General features: G+C 60.3%; 29 protein-coding genes, 1 tRNA gene and 2 pseudogenes. 22 read left to right on the top strand and 10 right to left on the bottom strand.

Annotation, left to right across the window (positions count from 1 at the left end):
* Nucleotides 1–110 precede the first annotated feature (110 nt).
* Nucleotides 111–1,112 (bottom strand): Bug family tripartite tricarboxylate transporter substrate binding protein, encoded by a 1,002-nt coding sequence (locus ABIB06_RS37925; RefSeq protein WP_247349416.1) that lies wholly within the window; start codon nucleotides 1,110–1,112, stop codon nucleotides 111–113.
* A gap of 96 nt (nucleotides 1,113–1,208) precedes the next feature.
* The gene (locus tag ABIB06_RS37920) at nucleotides 1,209–1,694 is read right to left on the bottom strand and encodes an outer membrane protein assembly factor BamE (RefSeq protein WP_247349415.1); all 486 of its coding nucleotides are present in this window, start codon (nucleotides 1,692–1,694) and stop codon (nucleotides 1,209–1,211) included.
* 98 nt (nucleotides 1,695–1,792) lie between these two features.
* Between ABIB06_RS37920 and ABIB06_RS37915 the strand changes: the two genes are divergently transcribed.
* From ABIB06_RS37915 to ABIB06_RS37875, 9 genes are all read left to right on the top strand, one after another.
* The gene (locus ABIB06_RS37915) at nucleotides 1,793–2,359 is read left to right on the top strand and encodes a ubiquinol-cytochrome C chaperone family protein (protein ID WP_247349414.1); all 567 of its coding nucleotides are present in this window, start codon (nucleotides 1,793–1,795) and stop codon (nucleotides 2,357–2,359) included.
* On the top strand, nucleotides 2,356–2,919 hold the full coding sequence (locus ABIB06_RS37910; protein WP_247349413.1) for a YceD family protein: 564 nt from the start codon (nucleotides 2,356–2,358) through the stop codon (nucleotides 2,917–2,919). Before ABIB06_RS37915 ends, ABIB06_RS37910 begins: the two co-directional genes overlap by 4 nt.
* A 302-nt stretch (nucleotides 2,920–3,221) precedes the next feature.
* Complete coding sequence (gene plsX / locus ABIB06_RS37905) at nucleotides 3,222–4,283, top strand: phosphate acyltransferase PlsX (RefSeq protein WP_354049659.1); 1,062 nt, start codon at nucleotides 3,222–3,224, stop codon at nucleotides 4,281–4,283.
* Nucleotides 4,280–5,260, top strand: coding sequence for a beta-ketoacyl-ACP synthase III (locus tag ABIB06_RS37900; protein WP_247445486.1), 981 nt, complete (start codon nucleotides 4,280–4,282; stop codon nucleotides 5,258–5,260). The genes plsX and ABIB06_RS37900 overlap by 4 nt, the downstream gene beginning before the upstream one ends.
* A gap of 131 nt (nucleotides 5,261–5,391) precedes the next feature.
* A complete protein-coding gene (locus tag ABIB06_RS37895) occupies nucleotides 5,392–5,733 on the top strand; it encodes an integration host factor subunit alpha (protein WP_026311906.1) in 342 nt (113 codons plus the stop codon).
* Between the two features lie 27 nt (nucleotides 5,734–5,760).
* Nucleotides 5,761–6,339 carry a MerR family transcriptional regulator gene (locus ABIB06_RS37890; RefSeq protein ID WP_247349410.1) on the top strand — a complete coding sequence of 193 codons (579 nt, stop codon included), beginning with the start codon at nucleotides 5,761–5,763 and terminating at the stop codon, nucleotides 6,337–6,339.
* A gap of 116 nt (nucleotides 6,340–6,455) precedes the next feature.
* Nucleotides 6,456–6,533 (top strand) — tRNA-Pro (locus ABIB06_RS37885).
* Nucleotides 6,534–6,778: 245 nt separating this feature from the next.
* Nucleotides 6,779–7,351, top strand: coding sequence for a P-loop NTPase fold protein (locus tag ABIB06_RS37880; protein ID WP_354049658.1), 573 nt, complete (start codon nucleotides 6,779–6,781; stop codon nucleotides 7,349–7,351).
* A gap of 41 nt (nucleotides 7,352–7,392) precedes the next feature.
* Nucleotides 7,393–8,157 carry a hypothetical protein gene (locus tag ABIB06_RS37875; RefSeq protein ID WP_502916558.1) on the top strand — a complete coding sequence of 255 codons (765 nt, stop codon included), beginning with the start codon at nucleotides 7,393–7,395 and terminating at the stop codon, nucleotides 8,155–8,157.
* Between the two features lie 17 nt (nucleotides 8,158–8,174).
* Here ABIB06_RS37875 and ABIB06_RS37870 read toward each other — a convergent pair whose 3' ends face one another.
* The 4 genes from ABIB06_RS37870 to ABIB06_RS37855 form a co-directional block, all read right to left on the bottom strand.
* The gene (locus ABIB06_RS37870) at nucleotides 8,175–9,299 is read right to left on the bottom strand and encodes a tyrosine-type recombinase/integrase (RefSeq protein ID WP_354049656.1); all 1,125 of its coding nucleotides are present in this window, start codon (nucleotides 9,297–9,299) and stop codon (nucleotides 8,175–8,177) included.
* Entirely contained in the window at nucleotides 9,274–9,525 is a 252-nt protein-coding gene (locus ABIB06_RS37865) for a hypothetical protein (protein WP_354049655.1), read from the bottom strand. The genes ABIB06_RS37870 and ABIB06_RS37865 overlap by 26 nt, the downstream gene beginning before the upstream one ends.
* 193 nt (nucleotides 9,526–9,718) lie before the next feature.
* Nucleotides 9,719–9,853 carry a hypothetical protein gene (locus ABIB06_RS37860; protein ID WP_354049654.1) on the bottom strand — a complete coding sequence of 45 codons (135 nt, stop codon included), beginning with the start codon at nucleotides 9,851–9,853 and terminating at the stop codon, nucleotides 9,719–9,721.
* Between the two features lie 86 nt (nucleotides 9,854–9,939).
* The gene (locus ABIB06_RS37855) at nucleotides 9,940–10,158 is read right to left on the bottom strand and encodes a hypothetical protein (RefSeq protein ID WP_354049653.1); all 219 of its coding nucleotides are present in this window, start codon (nucleotides 10,156–10,158) and stop codon (nucleotides 9,940–9,942) included.
* 473 nt (nucleotides 10,159–10,631) lie between these two features.
* Between ABIB06_RS37855 and ABIB06_RS37850 the strand changes: the two genes are divergently transcribed.
* From ABIB06_RS37850 to ABIB06_RS37835, 4 genes are all read left to right on the top strand, one after another.
* Nucleotides 10,632–10,865, top strand: a complete 234-nt coding sequence (locus tag ABIB06_RS37850; RefSeq protein ID WP_247341008.1) for a hypothetical protein — start codon at nucleotides 10,632–10,634, stop codon at nucleotides 10,863–10,865.
* A gap of 38 nt (nucleotides 10,866–10,903) precedes the next feature.
* On the top strand, nucleotides 10,904–11,788 hold the full coding sequence (locus ABIB06_RS37845) for a hypothetical protein (RefSeq protein WP_354052945.1): 885 nt from the start codon (nucleotides 10,904–10,906) through the stop codon (nucleotides 11,786–11,788).
* 380 nt (nucleotides 11,789–12,168) lie between these two features.
* Nucleotides 12,169–12,435 (top strand): hypothetical protein, encoded by a 267-nt coding sequence (locus ABIB06_RS37840; RefSeq protein ID WP_354052947.1) that lies wholly within the window; start codon nucleotides 12,169–12,171, stop codon nucleotides 12,433–12,435.
* Nucleotides 12,416–13,915 (top strand): LvrA C-terminal domain-related protein, encoded by a 1,500-nt coding sequence (locus ABIB06_RS37835; RefSeq protein ID WP_247341014.1) that lies wholly within the window; start codon nucleotides 12,416–12,418, stop codon nucleotides 13,913–13,915. The genes ABIB06_RS37840 and ABIB06_RS37835 overlap by 20 nt, the downstream gene beginning before the upstream one ends.
* A gap of 348 nt (nucleotides 13,916–14,263) precedes the next feature.
* Here the strand turns inward: ABIB06_RS37835 and ABIB06_RS37830 are convergent, their stop codons facing one another.
* Together ABIB06_RS37830 and ABIB06_RS37825 are read right to left on the bottom strand one after the other, a co-directional pair.
* Nucleotides 14,264–14,704 (bottom strand): response regulator, encoded by a 441-nt coding sequence (locus ABIB06_RS37830; RefSeq protein ID WP_354052949.1) that lies wholly within the window; start codon nucleotides 14,702–14,704, stop codon nucleotides 14,264–14,266.
* Between the two features lie 273 nt (nucleotides 14,705–14,977).
* Nucleotides 14,978–15,457, bottom strand: coding sequence for a Crp/Fnr family transcriptional regulator (locus ABIB06_RS37825; protein WP_354070095.1), 480 nt, complete (start codon nucleotides 15,455–15,457; stop codon nucleotides 14,978–14,980).
* Nucleotides 15,458–16,277: 820 nt separating this feature from the next.
* Here ABIB06_RS37825 and ABIB06_RS37820 point away from each other — a divergent pair.
* The 3 genes from ABIB06_RS37820 to ligD all read left to right on the top strand — a co-directional run bounded on the left by ABIB06_RS37820 (nucleotide 16,278) and on the right by ligD (nucleotide 18,064).
* Nucleotides 16,278–16,520 carry a hypothetical protein gene (locus ABIB06_RS37820; protein WP_354052952.1) on the top strand — a complete coding sequence of 81 codons (243 nt, stop codon included), beginning with the start codon at nucleotides 16,278–16,280 and terminating at the stop codon, nucleotides 16,518–16,520.
* Entirely contained in the window at nucleotides 16,507–16,956 is a 450-nt protein-coding gene (locus ABIB06_RS37815) for an alpha-ketoglutarate-dependent dioxygenase AlkB (RefSeq protein ID WP_502916588.1), read from the top strand. Before ABIB06_RS37820 ends, ABIB06_RS37815 begins: the two co-directional genes overlap by 14 nt.
* A gap of 133 nt (nucleotides 16,957–17,089) precedes the next feature.
* Nucleotides 17,090–18,064, top strand: coding sequence for a non-homologous end-joining DNA ligase (ligD, locus tag ABIB06_RS37810; RefSeq protein ID WP_354052953.1), 975 nt, complete (start codon nucleotides 17,090–17,092; stop codon nucleotides 18,062–18,064).
* A gap of 28 nt (nucleotides 18,065–18,092) precedes the next feature.
* Here ligD and ABIB06_RS37805 read toward each other — a convergent pair whose 3' ends face one another.
* Together ABIB06_RS37805 and ABIB06_RS37800 are read right to left on the bottom strand one after the other, a co-directional pair.
* Nucleotides 18,093–18,266, bottom strand: a complete 174-nt coding sequence (locus ABIB06_RS37805) for a DUF3606 domain-containing protein (protein WP_247342586.1) — start codon at nucleotides 18,264–18,266, stop codon at nucleotides 18,093–18,095.
* Nucleotides 18,267–18,440: 174 nt separating this feature from the next.
* A pseudogene (locus ABIB06_RS37800) lies at nucleotides 18,441–18,901 on the bottom strand (NUDIX hydrolase).
* Here ABIB06_RS37800 and ABIB06_RS38950 point away from each other — a divergent pair.
* The 6 genes and pseudogenes from ABIB06_RS38950 to ABIB06_RS37770 all read left to right on the top strand — a co-directional run bounded on the left by ABIB06_RS38950 (nucleotide 18,879) and on the right by ABIB06_RS37770 (nucleotide 22,062).
* Nucleotides 18,879–19,205: a hypothetical protein gene (locus tag ABIB06_RS38950; protein WP_502916590.1), complete on the top strand. Its 327-nt coding sequence runs from the start codon at nucleotides 18,879–18,881 to the stop codon at nucleotides 19,203–19,205. The pseudogene ABIB06_RS37800 and the gene ABIB06_RS38950 sit on opposite strands and share 23 nt — an antisense overlap.
* A 657-nt stretch (nucleotides 19,206–19,862) precedes the next feature.
* Nucleotides 19,863–20,183, top strand: a complete 321-nt coding sequence (locus ABIB06_RS37790; RefSeq protein WP_502916587.1) for a hypothetical protein — start codon at nucleotides 19,863–19,865, stop codon at nucleotides 20,181–20,183.
* A 36-nt stretch (nucleotides 20,184–20,219) separates the two neighbouring features.
* On the top strand, nucleotides 20,220–20,840 hold the full coding sequence (locus ABIB06_RS37785) for a general stress protein (RefSeq protein ID WP_247447410.1): 621 nt from the start codon (nucleotides 20,220–20,222) through the stop codon (nucleotides 20,838–20,840).
* 72 nt (nucleotides 20,841–20,912) lie between these two features.
* Nucleotides 20,913–21,371: pseudogene (locus ABIB06_RS37780) on the top strand (YidB family protein).
* A gap of 25 nt (nucleotides 21,372–21,396) precedes the next feature.
* The gene (locus ABIB06_RS37775; RefSeq protein ID WP_247353812.1) at nucleotides 21,397–21,660 is read left to right on the top strand and encodes a GlsB/YeaQ/YmgE family stress response membrane protein; all 264 of its coding nucleotides are present in this window, start codon (nucleotides 21,397–21,399) and stop codon (nucleotides 21,658–21,660) included.
* Between the two features lie 63 nt (nucleotides 21,661–21,723).
* Complete coding sequence (locus ABIB06_RS37770) at nucleotides 21,724–22,062, top strand: hypothetical protein (protein ID WP_354052956.1); 339 nt, start codon at nucleotides 21,724–21,726, stop codon at nucleotides 22,060–22,062.
* Nucleotides 22,063–22,612: the final 550 nt, after the last annotated feature.

Genomic DNA, 22,612 nt, shown 5'->3' with positions numbered 1-22,612 from the left:
ACATCGTCGTCTCCAGGTTGGGTGGTATTGCAACCTCAGTCTGGCCTCAGACTTGGTCGCTATCCACTCCCCATGGAATCTTCGCTGCGCTCGCATGACGGAAGTGACGCCTACTGCACGTCCATCTGCAGCCCTTCCTTCTGGATGATGCCGGCGAACTTCTTCGTCTCGACGTCCACGAATTCGGCAAACTGCTGCGGCGTGCCGTAGTCGGCACGGGCGCCCATAGCGACGATGTTCTTCTTGATGTCGTCGCGCTCGAGCATCGCTTTCACCTGGAGATTGAGCGCCTCGAGCACGGCAGGAGAGACGCCCTTCGGCAGGAAAACCGAGAACCACGACGAGACGTCGAAATTCGCCAGCTCCGGCGCACTCTCGCGCATGGTCGGCAGGTTCGGCGCGAGGTCGCTGCGCTCGGTCGTGGTGACGCAGAGGCCGGTGAGGGTGCCGTTCTGCACCTGCGGCAGGCTCGGATAGAGGTTGTCGAACAGAATCTGGATGTCGCCGGCGAGCGCCGCCTGGAGCGCGGGACCAGCGCCGCGGAACGGGATGTGCGTCATCTTCAGGCCGGTGAGCTGGAGAAACCAGGCGCCGGTGAGGTGAGGGCTCTGGCCGACGCCGGAGGAGGCGTAGCTGAGCTTGTCGGGATTGGTTTTGAGATAGGCGATCAGCTCGGCGATCGACTTGATGCCGGTCTTCGGATGCGCCGAGACGATGTTCGGGATCCGGATCATGTTGGAGACCGGCTGGAGCTGGTCCGGCTTGTAGGTGAGGTTCTTGAAAATGCTGTAGGCGATTGCGTTCGGACCGGGATTGCCGATCAGGATGGTGTGGCCGTCCGGCTTCGAACGGACCACCTCGGCCGCGCCGATCGTGCCGCCGCCACCGGAGCGGTTTTCAACGACGGCCGACTGGCCCCAGGCGGTCTGCAGATGCGCGGCCAGGAGCCGGCCCATCACGTCGGTCGAACCGCCGGCGGCGGCGGGCACCACGACGCGGACGTTTTCGGTGGGTTTCCAGTCTGCCAGGCTCGATCGCGGCAGGATCGCTGCGGCCGAGAGGCCGGCAGCACCGGTGAGCACGCGACGGCGGGACAGCAATCTATTGGGCACGAATCCACTCCCTGCTTCTTGTTTTGCAAGGAGCGTATGGAACAGGACGCGCAACGGCAAGTCGCACGCAGCGGCACGACGCCGCAGGCTGAAGGCTCAGTTAAAGCTCAGCAGCTTGAAGATCGGCGTGAGGTAGCTCATCTCCTGGCCCGACGTCGCCGTGGTGCGGCTGACGAAGTCGAAGATCTTGCCGTCCTGGAGACCGTAATTCGCAAGCCGACGCACGCGTCGCGACTTGTCGAAATAGACGGCGATGACGCGCTGGTCGACCACCTTCTGGTTCATGAAGGCGACCATGCGCTCCGAGCGCTGCGAGATATAATAGAACACCTCGCCGTCGAGGGTTGCGACCGTGGAAGGGGTGCCCATCACGATCAGCACCTGATCCTGGCTCGCGCCGATCGGAATTTGCTCCAGCGCGTTGGGCGGCAGGATGTAACCCTTCTGGAACTGCTCGCCGGTGCAGCCGGCAAGCGCAACGCCAACCAGGGCCGTGGCCGCGAACAGGCGCAAGCCGCGCCAACGTGCTTGAACGCCGCGCCGCTTGTCCGCGCGCCGGCTGGTCTGGTTCGTTATCGTCATAGCGGAACTGATTCCGTCCCCTTGCGTCGCGCGAGGCGCTGAAGTACCGGGCGGAGACTCTGAATGCAACACGCGCGCGCCCGCTTGCGGAAACCACAATGTTTTGGCCGTTCAATCACTTCAGGAAACCCCGGCTAGCCTCGCCGGGCACCATTGAAGCCATCTATGGCATGATCGTGACGCAGGCGCGAGAACCCATATTTTACCGAGACTTGGGCGTGCCGGATACGGTTAACGGGCGTTTCGACCTGTTGCTGCTGCATCTCTGGCTGCTGCTGCGCCGCCTGCGCACGGTCCAGAGCGCTTCCCAACAAGGCGCCACCGAGCTGTCGCAGGCGCTGTTCGATCGCTTCTGCGAGGACATGGACGACAATCTGCGCGAGATGGGGATAGGCGACCAGACCGTGCCGAAGCGGATGCGGGCCTTCGGCGAGGCCTTTTACGGCCGGGTCCAGGCCTACGACCAGGCCATGGAAGGCGGCGCCGCGACGCTGGCATCGGCGATCTGCAAGAATATCTTGAATGGAGCCGGCATGGATCAGGCGCAGCGGCTGGCGGACTATGCCAGGGCTACCGAGGCCGATCTGGGCCGGACCGGCGAGGCCGCACTGCTGGGTGCGTCCTTCAAGTTTCCTCCAGCGCTTCCTGAGGATGTCACGCCATGAGCCGACCGATTACAGGATCCGGGTCCGATCCCTGGCGGGTGCCCGTCGTCGTTGCACAGATCCCCGACACCGGGCTGCATCGCAAGCTCGAGGCCTCGGCCGCCGAGCGGCAGGCCATGGCCGAGACGGCAGGCTTGCGGGAGGTCCTCTCTGTCCAGGCCGCCTTCGATGTCGTGCCGAAAAGCGGCAACCGGATCCAGGTCACGGGGCACGTTCACGCCCGGATCGGCCAGATCTGTGTGGTCACGCTCGACCCGATCGAGAGCGAGATCAGGGAAGAGGTGGACCTTATATTCGCCCCGGAGGCCGAGGTGCGCCGGCTGGCCGATCTGATGGAGGAGGGGCAGAACGATAAGGAGCATGTCGCCGATCCGCCGGAGGCGATCGTCAATGGCATCATTGACCTCGGGAGGCTTGCCACCGATGCGCTGTTCCTGGCGGTCGATCCCTATCCGCGGAAGCCGGGGGTCGTGTTCGAGGTGGAGGCCACCGCCCCCGATCCCGAGGACCATCCCTTTGCGGTACTGAAGGCTCTTCAGGACAAGAAGAAAGACAAATAGGTGCCGTCTTCCCCAGAAGACCGCCTTGCCAGGGGGCGTGAGGTGTTTGCGGCGGCGCTTTGAAAGGTCAAGTTATCTATCTGATTTCTATATACTACCTGTGAAATCGTCCGTCCGCAGCCGGATCGTCCCGGATGCAAAAGGCTGGGGGCAAGAGGTTGTTTCGGGATAACAAAACGCTATTGTCGCGGCCCGGTCCGGGTGCGCGTGGCGCTTGGCCGACCGCCATGTACATGGATGGCGAACCCACTTTGCGGCCCCGCTCGTTCAAGACCGCACCAGACCAGGTTTCCAGGACTTTTATGCCAAGCAAGGTTCGCATCGCGCTTGACGCCATGGGGGGCGACGCCGGCGCCGCCGTGGTCATTCCAGGAGCCGCCATCTCGCTCCAGAGGCATCGCGAGATCGAATTCCTGCTGGTCGGGGACCGCGCCAAGATCGAGCCCGAACTCGACCGCCACCCCGCGCTGAAGGCCGCCTCGAAGATCATCCACACCGACGTCGCGGTCAGCGGGGAGGAAAAGCCGAGCCAGGCGCTGCGGCGCGGCCGCAAGACCTCCTCCATGTGGCTTGCCATCGATGCGGTGAAAAAGGGCGAGGCTGATGTTACGGTCTCTGCCGGGAATACCGGCGCGCTGATGGCGATGTCGCGCTTCCACCTGCGCACGCTGCCCGGCATCGACCGTCCGGCGATCGCCGGTATGTGGCCGACCAAGCGCGGCGATTCCGTCGTCCTCGACCTCGGCGCCAGCATCGGCGGCGATGCGCACCATCTGGTGTCGCTCGCCATCATGGGCGCGGCGATGGCGAGCGTGTTGTTCAACAAGAGCCGTCCCACGGTCGGCTTGCTCAATATCGGGGTCGAGGAGATCAAGGGGCACGAGGAGATTCGCGAGGCCGGCGAAATCCTGCGTGCCAGGAACCTGCCGGAGCTCGACTATCTCGGCTTCGTCGAGGGCGGCGGCATCGGCCAGGGCGTGGCCGACGTCATCGTCACAGAAGGCTATAGCGGCAATATCGCGCTGAAGGCCGCCGAGGGAACCGCGCGGCAGATGGCGGAATTGCTCCGCAACGAGATGATGCGGGGCTGGATGTCCAAGTTCGGCTATCTCCTGGCGCGCGGCGCCTTCCAGGCGCTGCGCAACAAGATGGATCCGAACAAGTCCAACGGCGGCGTGCTCCTTGGATTGAACGGGATCGTGGTCAAGAGCCATGGCGGAATCAGCGCCGAAGGCTTTGCCTATGCGATCGATGTTGGCTATGAGATGGTGAAATTCGATCTTCTCAACAAGATCAATCAGATGCTCAACCGCGAGGGTGGTGCACTCAATTTCGTGCCGACCGCGCCGGAGGATGTTTCGTGACTCAAATTCGTTCGGTCGTGCTGGGCTGCGGCTCTTATTTGCCGGAGCAGGTGGTGACCAACGCCGAATTGGCGGCGCGCATCGACACGTCCGACGAGTGGATCGTGCAGCGCACGGGCATTCGCGAGCGGCGTATCGCTGCCGAGGGCGAGTTCACCTCGCATCTGGCGCTCAAGGCGGCGCAGGCTGCGCTCGCCGACGCCGGCGTGGACGCGCAGTCGATCGAGCTGATCGTGCTTGCGACCTCGACGCCCGACAACACGTTCCCTGCGAGCGCGGTCGCTGTCCAGCATGGGCTCGGCATCAACCATGGCGCGGCCTTCGACCTTCAGGCGGTGTGCTCGGGCTTCGTGTTCGCGCTCGCCACCGCCGACAATTTCCTGCGCACCGGCGCCTTCAAGCGCGCGCTGGTGATTGGTGCGGAAACCTTCTCGCGCATCCTCGACTGGAACGACCGCGGCACCTGCGTGCTGTTCGGTGACGGCGCTGGCGCAGTGGTGCTGGAGGCGCAGGAGCAGCCGGGCAATGCCGCAACCGACCGCGGGATCGTGACCACACATCTGCGCTCCGACGGCCGCCACAAGGCGAAGCTGTTCGTCGACGGCGGGCCGTCCTCGACCCAGACCGTCGGTCATCTGCGCATGGAGGGCCGCGAGGTCTTCAAGCACGCGGTCGGCATGATCACCGACGTGATTGTCGACGCCTTCGAGGCGACCGGGCTCAATGCCGACAGCATCGACTGGTTCGTGCCCCACCAGGCCAACAAGCGAATCATCGACGCCTCCGCCCACAAGCTCCATATCGCGCCGGAGAAGGTGGTGCTGACGGTGGACCGTCACGGCAACACTTCGGCGGCCTCGATCCCGCTGGCGCTGGCGGTGGCGCGCAAGGACGGCCGCATCAAGCGCGGCGACCTGGTTCTGCTGGAAGCCATGGGCGGCGGCTTCACCTGGGGCTCCGCGCTAGTGCGCTGGTAGCAACAGTCGATAAAATTTTGCGCGAATCAGCACGATTATCGATGCGTCTGCATTGATGAGCGCTGTTGACCGGCGTATCGTAACCTCATAATTTCAGACAACAATTGTTCGCCGTGATGTGGGGCAGGGCGATGACCGATCAAAGTAAAACCGTAACGCGTGTCGATCTGTGCGAAGCCGTCTACCAGAAGGTGGGCCTGTCGCGCACGGAATCATCCGCCTTCGTGGAACTCGTGCTGAAGGAGATCACCGATTGCCTTGAGAAAGGCGAGACGGTGAAGCTGTCCTCGTTCGGCTCCTTCATGGTCCGCAAGAAAGGCCAGCGCATCGGCCGCAACCCGAAGACCGGCACCGAGGTGCCGATCTCGCCGCGTCGCGTCATGGTGTTCAAGCCGTCGGCGATTCTGAAGCAGCGGATCAACGCCCAGCACCGCACCAATGGCGACGGCAGCAAGGTACAACCCGAGGCTTAAACCGCCTTTCGGATAAGGATTTGGCATTTGGACAAGGCGCCGGATGCGTTCCGAACCATCAGCGAAGTAGCGCAGGAACTCGACATTCCGCAGCACGTGCTGCGGTTCTGGGAGACCCGATTCTCCCAGATCAAGCCGATGAAGCGCAGCGGCGGCCGCCGCTATTACCGCCCCGACGACGTCGACCTGCTCAAGGGCATCCGCCGTCTGCTTTACGGGGAGGGCTACACCATCCGCGGGGTGCAGCGGATCCTGAAAGAGCACGGCGTCAAATCGGTGCAGGGCCTGGCCGACGGCGCGGCCGCGGTCTCGTTCGGCGCCATCGAGGACGCCGTCGGCGCGAGCCTGATGGAGCCCGAGGAGGAGACCGGCGTCCGCGGCGCCCGCGACAGCGACGATGACGACTACCAGGGCGAGGAGGAGGAGGGCATCGACTTCCGCTTCTCCGAGACCGACGACGAGGAAATCCTCACCACCTTCCGCAAGGGCGGCGCCCCCGCCGCGCCCCCCGGCCCCAGCGCTATCGATCGGGAGCGCCTCGGACGGGTGCTCGCTGAGCTCATGGCCTGCCGCGAAATGCTGGATCAGGCACTGAAGGACGCCTGACGCCGGATTCCCTCCGCTTGGGGCAGTTCCGGGGCCGTTGGGCAGAGGCACCAAAATCCAAAATGGTGTGACCTCGCCTTGCGCAAACCGGCGATCCTAGCTAATGGAACGACGTTCGGAGCGTGGCGCAGCCCGGTTAGCGCACTAGTCTGGGAGACTAGGGGTCGGAGGTTCAAATCCTCTCGCTCCGACCATTTTTTTCAATACATTCAATGTCGTTTAGGGGCAGTCGTTTACAGCCGGCCGCCCGTTTACAAGCGGTTTACAATTTTCGTTCGTGTGCTGTTCCAGGATTCGGCGTTTTAGACGCGACACGATCGCGACCAAAATTGCTTTGAGCGAGATATTGATGCCGAGAGATGCTCCCGCTCCCGTAAGTGACATATGGGAAGATGATCAGCTGGGACGCCAGCTTGACGCGACTTTCTTGAAGTCCTTCTTGATCAACCGTGTGATGGAGCGTCAGGAAGCAGGCCTTCCTGCTTCCTACGTGTTGAATATCGACGCGGAATGGGGGCAGGGAAAATCGTTCTTCCTCTCCCGGCTAGGCCAAACTTTAGCTGCGGACGGCTTTGCTGTCGCCTATGTCAACGCGTGGCAAGACGATCATGCGGATGATCCCCTATTGTCCGTGATGGATGCCATAGACGAGGCAGTGGCGCCGCTCGTGAAAAATGAGAAGCGTGCTCGTAACCGATGGAATGAGGCGAAACGCGCCGGAGGAGCGATCGCTGTCGCCGCAGCGAAAGGAGCAACCATTCATCTTGCGAAAAAAGTGGTGGGCTCGGCGGTCGATGAAATTGGTGCAATCTGGCAGACTGGCTTGCCCGACACAGAAAAGTCGGTAGACGAAATTGCGAAGCTAATTGGCAACCTTGTTGATGAGCAGGGCAAAGCTCTTTTAGCCTCATTTCGCGAGGCCAAGCGGACAATCGCGACGTTTAGAACGAATCTTACCCAGTTTCTAGAAATCGTCTCCAGCAAAATCAGCCTCTACCTTTGTTCGTCTTAGTAGACGAACTGGATCGATGCCGGCCACCCTTCGCCATTGCGATGCTGGAGCGGATGAAGCATCTATTTGATATTGACCAAGTAGTCTTCGTCGTTGCTACCGACACAGCTCAGCTGAGTCACTCCGTTGGAGCGGTCTACGGAGTCGGGTTCAACAGTGAGGGGTATTTGGCGAGGTTTTTCAATCGCACTTACTATTTCGATCGCGCACCAAAATTGAAATTTTTACAGAAACTTCTGCAACAGCAGCCCATCGACGAGACGAAAATATCCTTGCCTGAATCTACAAACTTAGAAGCCTATCTAACGGGCGGCTTTGAGTTCTTTGGACTTCCCCCGCGAGACATCGAGCAGGTCTACGATATTCTGCGCACCTTCGTCACTGCATGGAAAGATAAGGTCAAAGTAGAAATGGCCTTTCTACTTCCAATTGCGGTGGCTCATCAGAAAAAAAGCGAGCTGCCACTCGATGGCGACTTCACGAGTCGTCTCAATCAGCTGATGCAGCGATTTACTAAATCAGAATTGCCTTGGATAATTCGTTTCGGTGCCGAAAGCCACTATGGCGAAAAGCCCGAATATGTCTCGGGTGTTGCTTTGGCTGGCGATTTTGCGAATCACGTCCGACGAGGGTTGAACGAGCTTAACTATGAAGTTACTGCTCAACATCAGCGCTGGATCGTGCGGCGCCTTTCAGAAGAGTTCAATGTGCTGCATTCGCACTCTTCACGAGGGCAAAAAGTGCTGTCTATTCTGAGCCGATATCCTGAGATGGTAAGAAGCGCCGGGAGATTGATTGCTGGTTAGCAAGGATGCGCAATCAATCAAGTATTTGTTGATCCGCTCGCTATCCGGTCTCTGTGATCCTCAAGTTTCTTGATCGCGTTCGCCGCCAGCACGCCGCGCCGCGCGAGGTAGAGATCGATCACCTTCTGCGCCTTGTCGACAGTCCAGGTCAAAGCCTCCGCGATCTCCGGCGCCGTCGCGCCGGCCTCGGCGAGCAGCGTCGCGGCCGTGCCTCGGTTGTCATGGAAATTCAGGCTAGCGGTTCTGATGGCGTCGGGATCTGCGGCGATCGCGTCGGCGTTGATGACGTCGACCTTGTCGCAGTCCTCGCGCCAGTGCTCGTTGAAATAGCGCTTCGTGTAGGCCTTGCCGGACGGCGTCAGCATCACCAGAGCGCCGGCCTTCGTTTCCTTGAGTTTGTCCAGGTGCGCCTTCAGCTCGCGCGTTGCCGGAATCCAGAGCAGCTTGCCGGTTTTTGTCGAGCGGATCTGCACGCGGCTGCCGTCGTATCGCGTCCAGGGAAACTTCCGAATGTCGCTGGCGCGCATCGCAGTATTACGCACCAGGATCATCGCCGTCGCCATCGCCATTCGCGCGCTCGCGACGAACTGCTGCTGCAGCTCGTCTGGCCATGTCAGGTCCGATCTGTGGCTCCGGTAGAGCCGCGCGAACGTATCGAGCGGGTTGAACTTGATGACGGCTTTCTCGCGAGCGAACGACAGCACGCGGGCGAGCGCGGCCACCAAATTGTCGGCCGACCGCGGTGAGGCCTTGCCGAGCTCGTTGTGCCACGCCAGCGCATCCTTGCGAAATTCCAGCGCATCGTCGGCATCGTTGAAGGTCGCGGCAGGGCAAGTGCCCCAGCGCGCCTCGAGGCGCTTCAGCTTCCAGATATATTGCTTCCGGCTCTCCTCGCTGAGGCCGTCGAAATAAGCGGACTGATCGAAGTGCCGAATGAGCTGCATGAAGGAGCCTTCGCCTTTCGTGCGCATTTTCTTTTCGGCGTCGGCGTATGTTTCGGCGAGCCTGCTCTCGTCGAGCGGGAGGCCGGTGGCGCGATGATAGAGATAGACCCTGATCGACCCATCTGCCTGTCGCTTCTTGACGCGATGGATACCCTTAAGCTTGAGGGGCTTGTTAGGCAGCCTGGGTCTTCCTGGCATGGTCGGCCTTCCAACGCTGGTACGGGGTAAGCTCGGCATCGGAGACTGTCACAATCCCGGAGGCGCGGTCCAGCGCCTGGTCCAGCGCCTTGCGATCCCAGCGGCTTGTGCCGGGGATCGCGTCGGGCACGATGCCCTTGGCCCGCCACTGGTCGAATGCGGCCAGCGTCTTGCAGCCGCAGTATTCGGCGGCCTCCTGCTTTGTGAGGCAGCGCTTTTCGCTCATTCCGCGACGTCCTGGCGCCGGCACAGGCGGCCGCCCACGATCTCCGCGCGGCCGCTGGCGATCAGGCGATCGGCGACGCCGTCACTGATCCGCCGCGTTCCAAATCGCCAGCCGCCGCGCGGCGCCCGCTCAAAGGGGCTGAGTTTGAGCAGGCAAACGTGGTTGTAGTGGTAGGGGGAGCTTGCGCGCCATGTCAGACCGCAGCTCCGTTCTGGCGCGAATAGGCCAGCATCCGAGCCGCGTCTTCGTGCTCAAACACCTGCGACTTGCGCCAGCCCATGCGCACCAGGTCGGGCAGGGCGGCCCCTTCGCTGCGGGTCGAGATCACGATGAAATCGTCGGCGAGCTGCGCGATCGCGGCGGCGCCCTCGAGGCCGCCGCGGGCCGAGGGCAGCGCGCGCGGGGCGATGGTTCTCAGCTATGCGCTCCAGAACCGAGCTTTGTGGCCTCGGCGCGTGCGATGCGCCGGGCTTGCTCGAGGCCCTGGTTGCGCGTCAGAATCTCGGGCCGCATCCGCCGGCCCGGCACTTCGTCCCAATAGGCGTAAATGCTCGGCCGCCCGTCGCTGAAATAGACCTCGTAACTGCCGGTGTCGTCCACGGCCTCGTGCTTGCGGATCTTGATCGTGATCATGGCGCGCTGTGACACGTGAACGCAGCGAGAACAAACACTATCAAAATGTAGCAAACTGTGTATCAGCCGTTTCGGCGACTCCGTAACAGATTGATTGTGCTAGGCCTTTTTTCGGAGCCCTGCGCCGTGGCGCTCCCTAGCGGAATCGAACCGTGGTAAGTGACGTGATTTTATGTTACATTTCAATTGGATACTGTTTCATCGTTTCGACATGTATCTACGTGGTGTATCTACGTCTGGGTCGACTCGGGTGGCGGTGACAGCAATGAGCTGTCTATGGATTTAGTGTACTTCTGCGAAAAATATAAAGGTCGGTTTAGTACGGCTTCGAACTTGTCAATATCCAATATTAATCATATCACTTTTACATCCACGACGCACAGCGTCTGCGTGATTGCCATTTGAGGGTTTCGGCCCGGCAAGCGCTTTTCGGTTACTCGGCTGCAACACGCCCGACCGAAACGACTCTCATCATGAAAACTCAAGTTGCGCCTGCCGTCACCGCAGAGCGCCTTAACGCAGCCCTCGACCTCGTCGCCGAGGTAATGGTGCTGCACGACCGGCCGGGCTTTGCGCCCTACGTGGAACGCCTGGAGCGGGAACTAGCGACCCTGCAGTCGAAGGATGATGTGATGGCGCGGGCTAGGCGTCGGCTTGGGCAGTATGTCACCAACGACAACATCAAGGCTGGCGAGGTGGCGGCGTGAGGAGCATTCGGGAGGACTCCGCCATCGTCGCTTCGGTCATGCCGGAGCTTTTTCAAACAGGTTTGAAAAAGGGTCGTGGCATGGCGCGGGCCTCGCTCGACTTGATTGCTGCCATGCGCGACATCGCCGAAGAGGTTCGCCCCGTCACCGGTCGCGGCATCGGCTACAAGCTGTTCACCCGTGGCCTTATCTCGTCAATGTCGACCAACGATATGCAGAAAGTGTATCGACTCCTGCGTGTCGCGCGAGAACAGGGCACAATTCCTTGGGACTGGATTGTCGATGAGACCCGAGAACTTGAGCGGGTTTCGGCATGGAGCAATCCGGAAGAGTACGCCACTACGGCATCGCGCTCCTACAGGCGAGACTTCTGGGACCAGCAGCCCTACAGAGTCGAGGTGTGGTCCGAGAAGGGCACGGTTCGCGGCGTCTTGAAGCCAGTTCTCCACCAATACGCCGTCGGCTTTCGCGTTCAGCATGGCTTCAGCAGCGCGACTGCCGTGCATGACGATGCCGACGACACCCACGGGCGCGAACTTATTATTCTCTATGTCGGAGACTTCGATCCGAGCGGCATGTACATGTCGGAGCAGGACCTGCCGCAACGCCTTCGAGAGTACGGAGGCGACCACATCAAGTTTAGACGCGTAGCCCTGACACCTAGCCAAGTACAGGGCTTGCCGTCGTTCTCGGCAGCCGACAAGAACAAGGACCCGCGCCATCGCTGGTTCACGCAGCATCACGGCAACAAATGTTGGGAACTTGATGCCATGGACCCTCGCGACCTGCGCGATTGTGTCGAGGGCGCTATCAGGGAGTTGATAGAGCCGGTTGCGTGGGCGCGCTGCGAAGTTGTCAACGCCGCGGAGTTGGAGTCTCTTAAGACCATCCTTGTCGGGTGGAAGAGCGGCAGGCCGGCGTGACCCCTTTTTTGATTGAAAAAGGTCCGGTGACCGTCACCAGCCCGGCTCAGCGGTCGCCTAGACCACCGCGCGATCCGCTCTTATGCCCAGAGTACCGAGCCAACCTGGCGTTTCTGTTGCGCGAGCGTTTAGCGTCCGGCCCAAAAAGCCGCACTAGTCCATACCAACCAACCGGAGGCCAACATGGGCAATCGAGCAAAGCGTCGCGTGTGGATTCACCGCGTCATGTCGGACCCTCGTCTGACAGATATGCACCGACAACTCGCTTTGACAACGGCGGAGATGGACCGCAGAGGATTCATTTTGTGTGAGTTGGACGGCGAACTGCTTTTTGAGCCGAAACCGCAATATGCGGCAAGCCGCGCCTTAGGATAGTAGCGATGAAGATCCTCAACTTCAGGCCAGCGCCACATGACGCTGGCAACACGCTTGGCCATGTGGACGTCGAAATCGTCGACGGGCTGAAACTGTTCGGGCTTCGCGTAGCCCGGATGCCCGACCGCTCATTCCGCGTATTTGGCCCCAACACAGACCGAGGCGGACGTTCGATGTCCCTCGACCCGGCAATGGTCAACGCCATTGCTCGTGCGGCCCTGAACAAACTCGAACTGGACGAGCATTCGCAGTATGACCGAACCCCGAGCTAAAGCGCGCGCAAGCGCAGTGCCGTATCCGTATTGGACAGACGGCATCAACGACCCCAAAGACACCAGTCGATTGGTGAAGCGGTCGAAACTTTCTGACCTCATGAATTACGACCCGCGCGCCTCGTACCGCCACAAGCGATTGTGGGAGTTTCATCTTGGCTGGGCGCATAGGCATTACAACTGGACGAGCCTCGCGAGCGTACGGCGCACTCAGACCGAGATGTTGGCGCGCAGTCCGACTGGTAAGGCTATTTCAATCCAGAACATCGCCAGCGGGAATCGCGACCTCACCGAGTGGCAATACCTATTCGAGGATGAGAAGGGAAAGGGTCGGCGCGGGAGCCGATACAGCATTAATTGGCAGCTCTTGGAACTGGCCTCCATGGGGCAATTCCCAGTTAGTGTTCACCCTATAGGTGACGCTACTAGCGTTCACCCCGTAGGTGACACCGCTGTTCACCCTGTAGGTGACGCTAAATCGGCTAGTGTTCACCCTGCGAGTGACAAAGACCCTACTACTCAGACCCGTCTACAGGACGGGGCTACGAGTAGTAGTAATTATTCTGCTGCGCCGGCTACGCCGCCCCACGCCGCGGGGCTGGCGCCCGCGTCGGGGGAAGCGCCGCAGGGAAGAGCGAGCGATACAGTTCCAGGCGCCCAAGCCGAGGTTACCCCAGCCGGTGGGTTTGAAGAGTTCTGGAACGCCTACGCCCACAAGCAGCAGCGCGCCAAGGCCAAGGCGGCTTGGGCCAAGCTAGATCCATCACCCGAGCTTGCCAGCGCGATCATTGCCGAGGCTATCCGGTGGGCAGCACACTACGCTGAGCACGCCATTGAACCGCGCTGGCGCGTCATGCCTCATAACTGGTTGGTCGGGGAGAATTGGCTGCAGGATCTCCCAATCGTTCACAAGGATGCGAAGTCGGCAGCGATTGTTAATGTGCGCGGTAGGGCCAAACCCACTAGCACGATGGAGCCCAAGCCCGCCAAACCCGCCAAGCCTGCCATCCGTACCACCGCTCGCATCACATCTGCGGACGTTGTGAAGGCGGGAAGCACGACCAAGTTGCGCATTACCGCAAGGGACGGCGACGGCTTCGAGCATGAGCGTATCCTGTTGTTGGAGGACGACGACGCAGAGTCGCAATTCGAGGGTCAGCGCCAATTCGCCAGGCTTGTGCATGCGGCCGGCCTTGAGCAAATCGATGACAGCGCGGATCTGTTGGGCCGTACCGTCATCCTAACCGGGAACAACGACGCATTCGTAGAACCGACAACCCGGCCTGACGACGAGCCGCCGCTGCCAACCAAGCCCGAGCCGGTGAGGTACGCAAACCCGACGCCGCAAACCATCAGCGAGCCCCGTGAGCCACCCGAATGGGAGAGCAGGAAGCCACGGGAGTTGACACCTGCTGAGGAAGCAGAGCGCGCAGACTATGACGCTTGGTACGAAGACAGCCTTAGGGACAATGCAGCATGACCGGGTAGGGGTATCTCGGAAGCGTCGAGCCATAGCCTAGGGACCGACGCCCCCAAGTCCCTTGTTTGTATGCAAAATGAGAACCCAAACATGGTCCGGGAGGGGCCGACTCAATCTCTCTCACCATGGGCCTTAACTTCCGGCCGCATAATGGCGGGGGTTACGCCGCGACTTTTCAGAAAAATTTCACCGGGCCGCGCAGACGGCCAGAACCAGCACATAACGAACAAACAATGAGACCCGCCAACGACAACGCGCGGTGATACGCCGACCACTTCACCGACCCCCTTGTTACCCGCCGTGCTGGTTGGAAAACACCATCCGTGACCTCCCAACATCCAGGTGCAGCTACGCGCGGTGTCCATCGGCCTTGATCTCGTAGATCCATCCGTCGCCGTGGGGCGGACTCTCGCGCAAGCGGTCGTTGTGTCCAACGGGCCTACAGACCAGCGCTCCGACAAGGTCCGCCGGTGAAAACGGCTTTGGCAGAAAGCCCATTTCAGGTGGTAGCCAGTCAGGTCTATTCCCGGAAATAACGAGAATATTCATTCCAGGAAAGTTCGAACGGGCGAACTGTGCCAGTTCTATCCCGTTCCCGCCTCCAGACAGTCCGACATCCGCGACGAGGAGCGCAAGGTCCGCACCGAGGCGGGCTGTCACCAGTTCTGCCGCTTCTGCGCTCTCGCACTGAATGACGTCCATGTTTTGGGATTTAAGCGATTCGACGAGGATTTCGCGCTGTTCCGAATCATCTTCAACCACCAACGCGAGCTGAGGCAGTATGCACATGGCGGGACTCACGAGTTGCTGTTTGGAGAGAAGCTCCTGTGTCCTGAAAAGTTCGGTTTCTGTTTGAAGTAAATTGGTTCCAGAGACTCCGTCGCCCGCCAATGATTTGATGAGGCCCCAGGCCGGCGTTCAGCTCAAGCGCGTGAAACCTCAATATGGCTCCGGGGTGCAGTTATCCCCCCTAGGGGGACCCACCTTGCTCTTAGCGCCCGTGACAGAATCAATGGGACCTTGCTACTCCGACGATCCAACACGGTTGGTTCGTCAGCGAGGTCATTCATCGGTCGCGGTGAAGACCTCTTCGAAATGCTTTTTTACCCAAAAATTGCATTTGCAGGACCTTTGATGGAGGGCCGCAATTTGGCGCACAATGAGGGTGCCGCGCCCGGTTTCGATGAGACCGCTAGTCCTGAATTGTTGGATGATCCGGCTCGTATACGTCCGACCTATTCCCAAAAAGTCGGCAAGTTGCTCATGCGTCACTCGCACTTCGCTTCCGCCGCTGTGCTCTACCGCACTGATGATCCACTTCGCAGCACGCTGCTCGACAGAATGTGCTGCATTGCAGGCCGTCGATTGGAAGATCTGTGCTACGAAGCAGTCAGCGTATCGTGCGAACAATTGCCGCAGCGAAGGCGACTGGTGTTGCGCTTCGGCCAGCTTGCGGACTGAGAGCCTGACTAAGGGGCCGCCAAGTCTGACTGTGACTCGGGAGTAGGCTGGCAGAAACCCGCGGCTGACTATCCCACCCATTGCCCCTTCATTCCCCACCATAATGGCCTGCACGTCTCGGTCCTCTTCTACCGCTACCGCAAACGAAACCAGAGCTTGCCCACATGGAAAATAGACGTTCTCCACGTGGTCGCCCGGATGATAGAGCACTTGGCCGGAACGGCCCTCGATCTCCTCGAGATTGGCTTGGAGCGCTGTGAAATCATCCGTGCTCAGAAGGCGGAGTAGTCTACTGTGGGGCCGGCTCGCACCCCTATTCTCCCTTTCCGAACCCACCTGCTCTTCTCCGCCTTTGCAGAACCGGCGACATGTACGTTCCATCTGTGGGAACTGACGGTGCGAAAGTGAACACAACGAGGCGCTACACGTTGTTTATTTCGGCAGTGGCTCGTGACTGTAGAGTAGGGCGGCAGTGCCTCAGTCGACGAGACCGCCGGCATGACTTCGGCACCTGGTGGTAACTCTCGTGTGTTCGGAATGGGTTGGCCACCAACAGGGATCGGCTGAAAACATCGCGCCTTGTGCGGTATATGCGCGGGCTCTCTGCGGCAAGACGCCCCCACCACGTTGACCTCGGGATTAATCGAAGGTCGACCGATGGTGTTGTAGATGCCTAACCGGCCCTCTGCCTTGGGCTTGGGCAAGGTGACTGCAACGCCGCCTGTTCGCAGGCCATTATCTGTTCTCCATCGAAGTAGAGCGGCCGGCGACCGCAGCTACTGCGCGAGGGATCGTCACCGGATGGCCGGGACGAAGACCCGGGCGCGGGCGCGCCCCGGCACACGGAACTCTGCGGCTTTGCGGGAAGTTGGGTACGGAGAGACCAAACTGGGGAGACGATATGAAGCGAATTACCAAATGGCGGGCCGCAGCGAGGCGCGAGCTGATCGAGCCGAACGGTGACAAGCGGTATATCCGCCGCGTCGCCAAGGGCCAGATCAAGGAGAGTGACGACGTAAGCCGCTCGCTCTCACAGGATCGCCGCACGAAGGCTAAGAAGGTGGCCAAGGCGGGGCAGGTCCATCGCGGTGACCGGAAGTCGTCCAAAACAAAGCCGCGGAAAAAGACGAGTGCGCGAACGTAGCACCACATTAGATCTCTTCGGAGCGCCCCACCTTCCGGAAGGCACGAAGTATCAGCCGGACTTTCTCGTGCCCGAGGAGGAGCACGCGTTGCTGCGTCATGTCGAGCGCCTGCCGTTCAGCGAATTTGAGCTTCACGGATTCACCGGCAAGCGCCGGACCGTTTCCTTCGGTTGGCGCTACGATTTCAACGGCGGGGGCCTTACGAAGACGGAAGATATGCCGAAAGTCCTCAGCGAGCTTCGCGCCCGCGCCAAAACCTTTGCCGGAAGCGCTTCCGGTAGCTTTCAGCAGGTTCTCGTCACGGAATACGCGCCGGGCGCCGGCATCGGCTGGCACAAGGACCGCTCGGTATTTGGCGACGTCGTGGGCATCTCACTCCTGTCGCCCTGCACGTTCCGGCTCCGTAGAAGAAAAAAAACGGATTCGAGCGAATGAACCTCGTTGCCGAGCCGCGCTCCATCTATCTTCTGCGGGCTCCCTCGCGCACCAAATGGCACCACAGCATTCCCGGCGTCGAAAGCCTGCGTTCACTTTCATTCCGCAACGTAGTCGAAGGGCGCGCATCATAGTGGCCCGCGTCTCCACATTGCCGAAGCGCCTGCAGCCGATGCTCGCGACGCTCACTGATGCGCCGTTCGATGACAAGGGCTGGATATTCGAAGACAAGTATGACGGCTTCCGCATGGTGGCAAAGATCGAAGGCGGCAAGGTCACTCTCTACAGCCGCAACGGCAAGATTATCAGCAAGAGCTATATCGAGGTCGCGAAAGCGCTGGAAGGCGTAAAAGCCGACGCCGTCATCGACGGCGAGCTTGTCGCTCTTGGAAAGGACGGCGTCTCTCATTTCCAGCTGCTGCAGAATGCGCTCCGCCATGAAGCGAAGCTGCAATACTGTGCGTTTGATCTGATGTTTAAGGATGGAGAAGACCTTCGTCGTCTGCCGCTCACAGAACGCAAGAAGCGGCTGAAGGCCATTTTACCCGAAAACAAGCTGATCGCGTTCAGCCGCGACCGGAAGACATTTGGGACAAAATTTTTCGAGGAAGCCGAGCGGAAGGGTCTCGAAGGCATCATGGCAAAACGCGCGGACAGCAAATACCTGTCTGGCGCACGCACCGATGAGTGGCTCAAGATCAAGACCGCTAAGCGCCAGGAGGTCGTCATTGCGGGCTTCACAGCTCCGCGGCGGACGCGGCCGTTCTTCGGCGCCCTGACCATTGCGCTGCGTGAAGAAAATGGCTGGCGATATATCGGACATGTCGGCACGGGATTCAGTCATGAAGCGTTGGAGGAGCTTCACAAAAAACTCGTTAAGCTGAAGACTGCCAAATCACCATTCGGAAAAAAAGTGAAAGATGAGGCCGTTACCACATGGGTAAAGCCGCTGCTTGTCGCCGAGGTGAAATTCACCGAATGGACAAGCTCCGGCGAAATGAGGCACCCTGTCTATCTCGGCCTGCGCGGAGACAAGCCCGCGGGAAAAGTCGTGCGTGAGTACGAAAAACATCCAATTGATAATAAAGCGCTCGGCCCTCGCTCCTGAAGATCGCGAGCATACCGCGCGCCTTCGGCTAAACCGCCAACTCCTTGCGGACGGCAGCCGCCGAATTACCGACTTTATCAATCGCCCTTTGCAACTCTTCCTGGGACAGACGGAAGTGCTTGAGCCAGTAGTGCAGCTCGGTCCTGTCCTGCAGGTTTATCTTGCTGCGATCCGGCGGAAGCTTGTGCGTCAGGCTCGTCATCGGGGTGCCTCAGTGATGCATAAAAAGAGCGAGAAGAAGAATGATGGGAAGGGGAATGCCGATCAGCCAGAGAAGTGCACCTTTGCCGAAACCCATCGAGGCCTCCTGAGTGATGTTGTCATAGCTTGGAGTAACAACATCTGCGCGGAGCTCTCGTTCCCGCCCTGACGAAAGCTACTGCACTGCACTTGCCAGAAGACGGTCCAGAAATACAGCCTGGCCCTTCAGGATGCGCTCGCGCGCTTCTGCGATGTTGAACCACCCGGCGCGATCCAGCTCAGGAAAGCTCTGAACCCTGCCTGAATGCGGCGGCTATTCCATTTGAAACATGTTGCTCTTGAGCTCATCCGGATTCCAGCCATCCTCGACAGCCCAGACATGTGCGGTTTTGCCGCGCGGCTGGTTTGCCTCGCCAAGCGATGTGAACTCTCCGCGGGGTCTGTGGCCTGTCTCTTCCTCGAATTCCCGTTTAGCTGTGTCGAGCGGCGCCTCGCCGAATGAAATCAGCCCCTTCGGAATGCTCCAGGCACCGTGATCCTTTTCTTCCAGAATGGTCCGCCTGAATGCCCGAGGAGAACTTCCATACTTCCGCTTTTACGCCGGAACAGGAGAATGCCCGCGCTTGTTTTTGGCAATGATACGGCGCGCGGGGTGCTCATCTATCGCACGGAAGATTCCCGTGAGGGGGCACGGCGACGAGAGCCTTTTGCAGCCGCGCGTTTGCGTTTCGCAAGATACGCAAGCATTTTGAAAGGGGCATGGCGTTCAGGACGCGATCTGCCGGCACGCCGCCCTTGCGGGCCATTTCGACATCCAGTGCGCATGATCGAGCTCGCGAATGGAATGAGCGTCGGGATTGATGATGAAGATACAGCCATATTCAAGCGCATTCTGGTGCCAGCGCCAGTCGAGATCGAGCCGCCAGGGGGTGTGCGTTGACCTCGAGGACAACGCCATACTTGGCGCAGGCGCGCAGCACCTTCTCGACGTCGATGTCGTAACCCGATCGCCGCAGCAGCTGACGCCCCGGTCATGTGGCCAATGATTGTGGTGTGTGGATTGAGATTGCTCGGACGAGGCGCTGCGTCGGCGCCTTCCTTTCCAACTTGAAGCCACCGTGAATGCTCGCGACGACTAAGTCGAAACGCTCCAAGACCTCGTCGGGATAGTCCAGCGAGCCGTCGGCGAGGATATGGATTCGATCCCCTTCAGGATCCGGAAATCCTTGCCGAAACGGTTGTTCAGGCGGTCGGCCTCGCGGTGCTGTTGCTCGATCTACTCGACGGACAGCCCGCTGGCTTAGTGCGCTGACTTCGAGTGATCGGCCATGCCGAATACTCGAAAACAGGACCCGTCCAACGTCAAGGGCCTGCCTGGAAACAAGCGCGGTCCGGCGGTCAGGAAGGTAGACCAAAACCGAGGGTGCCGTGAGGCAGCACCCTGCGGCCTCACGGCGATCAGGACACCGATTACTGGAAGTGCACAGCCGACGGCCGCTGCCGTCTTCTTGCAGATCCTGCATCGCCCCCGGGACCGGGAAAACCTGGAACTTCTCAGCCCGGCGTATGTTGTGCCGTGCCACTACTGGAGGACGAAATGAACAAGAAGTCTTTTCTGCTGCTGATGGCTGCCTCGCTTCTGGCGGGTCCGTCGTTTGGGCAAAATCCGACGGCGACCGATCGGCCGAACAATAATGCTGTCAACAGTTCCGGCCAGAATAATTCCAGCAAGCCGGTTGAAGGCGCCAACAGCTTCACCGAAGGCCAGGCCAAATCGAAGATCGAGGAGGCGGGCTACACCAACGTCACATCCCTGAAGAAGGACGACAACGGCGTTTGGCGCGGAAAGGCCAGCAAAAGCGGCGCCTCGACCAATGTCAGTCTGGATTTCCAGGGCAACGTGAACGCGGCCAAATAACCTGGCGCGCGGCAGCGAAATTGAGAGGGATTCACTATGACCGTTACGATTTCACGACTCTACGATAACTACTCCGATGCGCAGCGCGCGGTAACGAGCCTGGAGGCCGCGGGCGTGCCGCATTCGGATCTGAGCATCGTCGCGAACAATTCCGATAACTGGTACAGCACCGACAAGAAGGTCGATCGCGATCGCGATGGCGTTGACGATCGGGCGGAAGGTGCCGCTACGGGAGCGGGCCTCGGCGCGGGTCTCGGTGGCGCGGCCGGCTTGCTCGCTGGCCTTGGTTTGTTGGCTATCCCCGGCCTAGGTCCGGTCGTGGCGGCCGGATGGCTCGCATCAACCGCGCTCGGTGCCGTTGCCGGCGGCGCGACGGGCGGAGTCGTCGGGGCGTTGACGCAGGCCGGCGTATCCGATGAGGAAGCACCACTCTACGCTGAAGGTGTGAGGCGCGGCGGCACGCTGGTTTCGGCTCGTGTGCCGGATGCGGAGCGCGCGCGCTACGACGCGATCCTGAACCAGTCCGCCGTTAATCTGCGCGACCGGAGCGCAGCTTGGCAGAAGGCAGGGTGGAAGAGTTACGATCCATCTGCCCAGCCTTATGGCGCGGACGAGGTCCGCAGAGAACGCCAACTCTATGGCACCGGAATGCGCTAAATTACCCGGCGGCCCGCCACCGGGCGGGCCGCCATTCTTGCGCATGATTATCATCCAACTCAGGAGCCGAAAATGAGCCGGGGAATGCCATCAATGACCGCCCTCTTGGGTATGCTCGCAATCGCCGGTTACCAAAATCGGGACAAGCTGGCGGACATGTTTCGCAATGCCACCTCCGGTCAGCCGGCGGGTGCCAAGGATTCCCTGAGCGGCATGCTCGGCAATCTTGGCGGCCTTGTGGGAGGCGGCGGCGTGGGTTCGCTGCTGAACGGCGGAATCGGCGAGTTGCTCGAGCACTTCAAGCAGAACGGACAGAGCGACGCGGCCCAATCCTGGATCAATCAAGGGCCAAACCGCGAAGTCACCCCGCCCGAACTCCAGCAGGCTATCGGTCCGGACGTTCTTCAAAAACTGGAGCAGCAGACCGGCCTGTCGTAGCAAGAGATCCTCGACCGATTGTCTCGCGAACTTCCGACAGCGGTGGACAAATACACGCCTGACGGACGTCTTCCGGCGCAATCGGCGGGATAACACTACTCAAGACTCGAGAAGAGATATGAGCATCATCTGGACGATCGTCATCGGTTTCATCGCAGGCGTCATCGCGAAGTTCATCATGCCCGGCGACAATGAGCCCTCGGGTTTCATCCTCACGACGATCCTGGGAATAGTGGGCGCGTTCGTTGCGACCTATCTTGGCCAGTCTCTGGGCTGGTATCGGCCTGGAGAAGGCGCTGGGCTGGTGGGGGCGGTCGTGGGTGCCATCATCGTGCTTCTTGTCTACGGTTTTGTGGCCGGGCGCAGCCGCCGGGCGATCTAACCCCATGACCGGAATTCTTCGCGTGAGCGAAGAATTCACGCGGTGGGAATGGCGATAAGCAAGATGAAATGGATGCTCGTTGTCCTGGTAGGAGGCATGACACCGGTCAACACCGACCTGGTGTTGGACAAGTTCGCCGATTGCCTTGCCGCCGAGGAGCAGATGCGAAAACACTACACCGACGCCTTCGAGGTCTGGGACCGGTGGGCCGCGGCCAATTTCGAGCGAAGACGCGAATACTCAAAGGTGCGCGACCTCCAGGCCAAACGCCTGCTCAGCAACATCGGCACGTGCGTTCCTCATGCAGGCGGCGACACCATAGGCCCTCAGCAGCCGAGCAATTCGACACCTTCTCAGCCTCCTCAAGCCGCACCCACGCCGCAGCCAAGTCCGAAAACGTGAGGTCTGAACGTTCGGATCACGGGCAGTCGCGAACGAATGTCGCAGGCCCTCCGAAGTGCGGGCCGTAATTGTATAGAAGCTGAACCTGTACCTTCGGGTCAGGTTTGAGAGTTCGCGGTGCGGCTAGACGCTCAGCGCGAGGGTTCTTGCATCTGCACTCGGAGGTGTCGCTCGGGTTCGAATGCCGGGTCGGGCAAGTTGACGACAAAGGCCACCGCGCCTCGGAAAAAGCGCCGAGCAGCTTAGGGACGCAATGCGCTTTTTGGCTTCAGCTTCTGTCCTGCTACGCCGGAGCGAAAGCACTAACTCAATTGCTCCGGGCGCGGGACCGAGCCTTGCTCTGCGAAGCGGCATTTGGCTTCAGGCGTGACTTTGGACGTGCTTCTGGCTCGATACCGTTCTGCTCGTCAAACTTCCGTATCCAAGTAAACGAAGGTTCTGCGCTCTGAATTCCACTAGCAGTCTGCTGAAAAACCCCCTCGCCAGGGAGGGGACTTGATGATTCACTTTATCATCTCGAATCGGCGGAGACGATCATGCGCGGCAGGTT

It is taken from the genome of Bradyrhizobium sp. LB8.2 (genome assembly GCF_040548035.1).
In the GTDB taxonomy this organism is placed as follows: domain Bacteria; phylum Pseudomonadota; class Alphaproteobacteria; order Rhizobiales; family Xanthobacteraceae; genus Bradyrhizobium.
Note: the sequence above shows the minus strand (reverse complement) of the source record. Positions and strands in the feature narration are given on the sequence as shown.

Bases quoted from the DNA above. Each gene is read 5' to 3' on its own strand.
- ABIB06_RS37920 (WP_247349415.1), bottom strand. From the start codon at position 1,694: ATGACGATAACGAACCAGACCAGCCGGCGCGCGGACAAGCGGCGCGGC.
- ABIB06_RS37915 (WP_247349414.1), top strand. From the start codon at position 1,793: ATGTTTTGGCCGTTCAATCACTTCAGGAAACCCCGGCTAGCCTCGCCG.
- ABIB06_RS37910 (WP_247349413.1), top strand. From the start codon at position 2,356: ATGAGCCGACCGATTACAGGATCCGGGTCCGATCCCTGGCGGGTGCCC.
- plsX (WP_354049659.1), top strand. From the start codon at position 3,222: ATGCCAAGCAAGGTTCGCATCGCGCTTGACGCCATGGGGGGCGACGCC.
- ABIB06_RS37895 (WP_026311906.1), top strand. From the start codon at position 5,392: ATGACCGATCAAAGTAAAACCGTAACGCGTGTCGATCTGTGCGAAGCC.
- ABIB06_RS37875 (WP_502916558.1), top strand. From the start codon at position 7,393: ATGCTGGAGCGGATGAAGCATCTATTTGATATTGACCAAGTAGTCTTC.
- ABIB06_RS37870 (WP_354049656.1), bottom strand. From the start codon at position 9,299: ATGCCAGGAAGACCCAGGCTGCCTAACAAGCCCCTCAAGCTTAAGGGT.
- ABIB06_RS37865 (WP_354049655.1), bottom strand. From the start codon at position 9,525: ATGAGCGAAAAGCGCTGCCTCACAAAGCAGGAGGCCGCCGAATACTGC.
- ABIB06_RS37855 (WP_354049653.1), bottom strand. From the start codon at position 10,158: ATGATCACGATCAAGATCCGCAAGCACGAGGCCGTGGACGACACCGGC.
- ABIB06_RS37850 (WP_247341008.1), top strand. From the start codon at position 10,632: ATGAAAACTCAAGTTGCGCCTGCCGTCACCGCAGAGCGCCTTAACGCA.
- ABIB06_RS37845 (WP_354052945.1), top strand. From the start codon at position 10,904: ATGCCGGAGCTTTTTCAAACAGGTTTGAAAAAGGGTCGTGGCATGGCG.
- ABIB06_RS37840 (WP_354052947.1), top strand. From the start codon at position 12,169: ATGAAGATCCTCAACTTCAGGCCAGCGCCACATGACGCTGGCAACACG.
- ABIB06_RS37835 (WP_247341014.1), top strand. From the start codon at position 12,416: ATGACCGAACCCCGAGCTAAAGCGCGCGCAAGCGCAGTGCCGTATCCG.
- ABIB06_RS37830 (WP_354052949.1), bottom strand. From the start codon at position 14,704: ATGTGCATACTGCCTCAGCTCGCGTTGGTGGTTGAAGATGATTCGGAA.
- ABIB06_RS37825 (WP_354070095.1), bottom strand. From the start codon at position 15,457: ATGGGTGGGATAGTCAGCCGCGGGTTTCTGCCAGCCTACTCCCGAGTC.
- ABIB06_RS37820 (WP_354052952.1), top strand. From the start codon at position 16,278: ATGAAGCGAATTACCAAATGGCGGGCCGCAGCGAGGCGCGAGCTGATC.
- ABIB06_RS37805 (WP_247342586.1), bottom strand. From the start codon at position 18,266: ATGACGAGCCTGACGCACAAGCTTCCGCCGGATCGCAGCAAGATAAAC.
- ABIB06_RS38950 (WP_502916590.1), top strand. From the start codon at position 18,879: ATGCCCGCGCTTGTTTTTGGCAATGATACGGCGCGCGGGGTGCTCATC.
- ABIB06_RS37790 (WP_502916587.1), top strand. From the start codon at position 19,863: ATGAACAAGAAGTCTTTTCTGCTGCTGATGGCTGCCTCGCTTCTGGCG.
- ABIB06_RS37785 (WP_247447410.1), top strand. From the start codon at position 20,220: ATGACCGTTACGATTTCACGACTCTACGATAACTACTCCGATGCGCAG.
- ABIB06_RS37775 (WP_247353812.1), top strand. From the start codon at position 21,397: ATGAGCATCATCTGGACGATCGTCATCGGTTTCATCGCAGGCGTCATC.
- ABIB06_RS37770 (WP_354052956.1), top strand. From the start codon at position 21,724: ATGAAATGGATGCTCGTTGTCCTGGTAGGAGGCATGACACCGGTCAAC.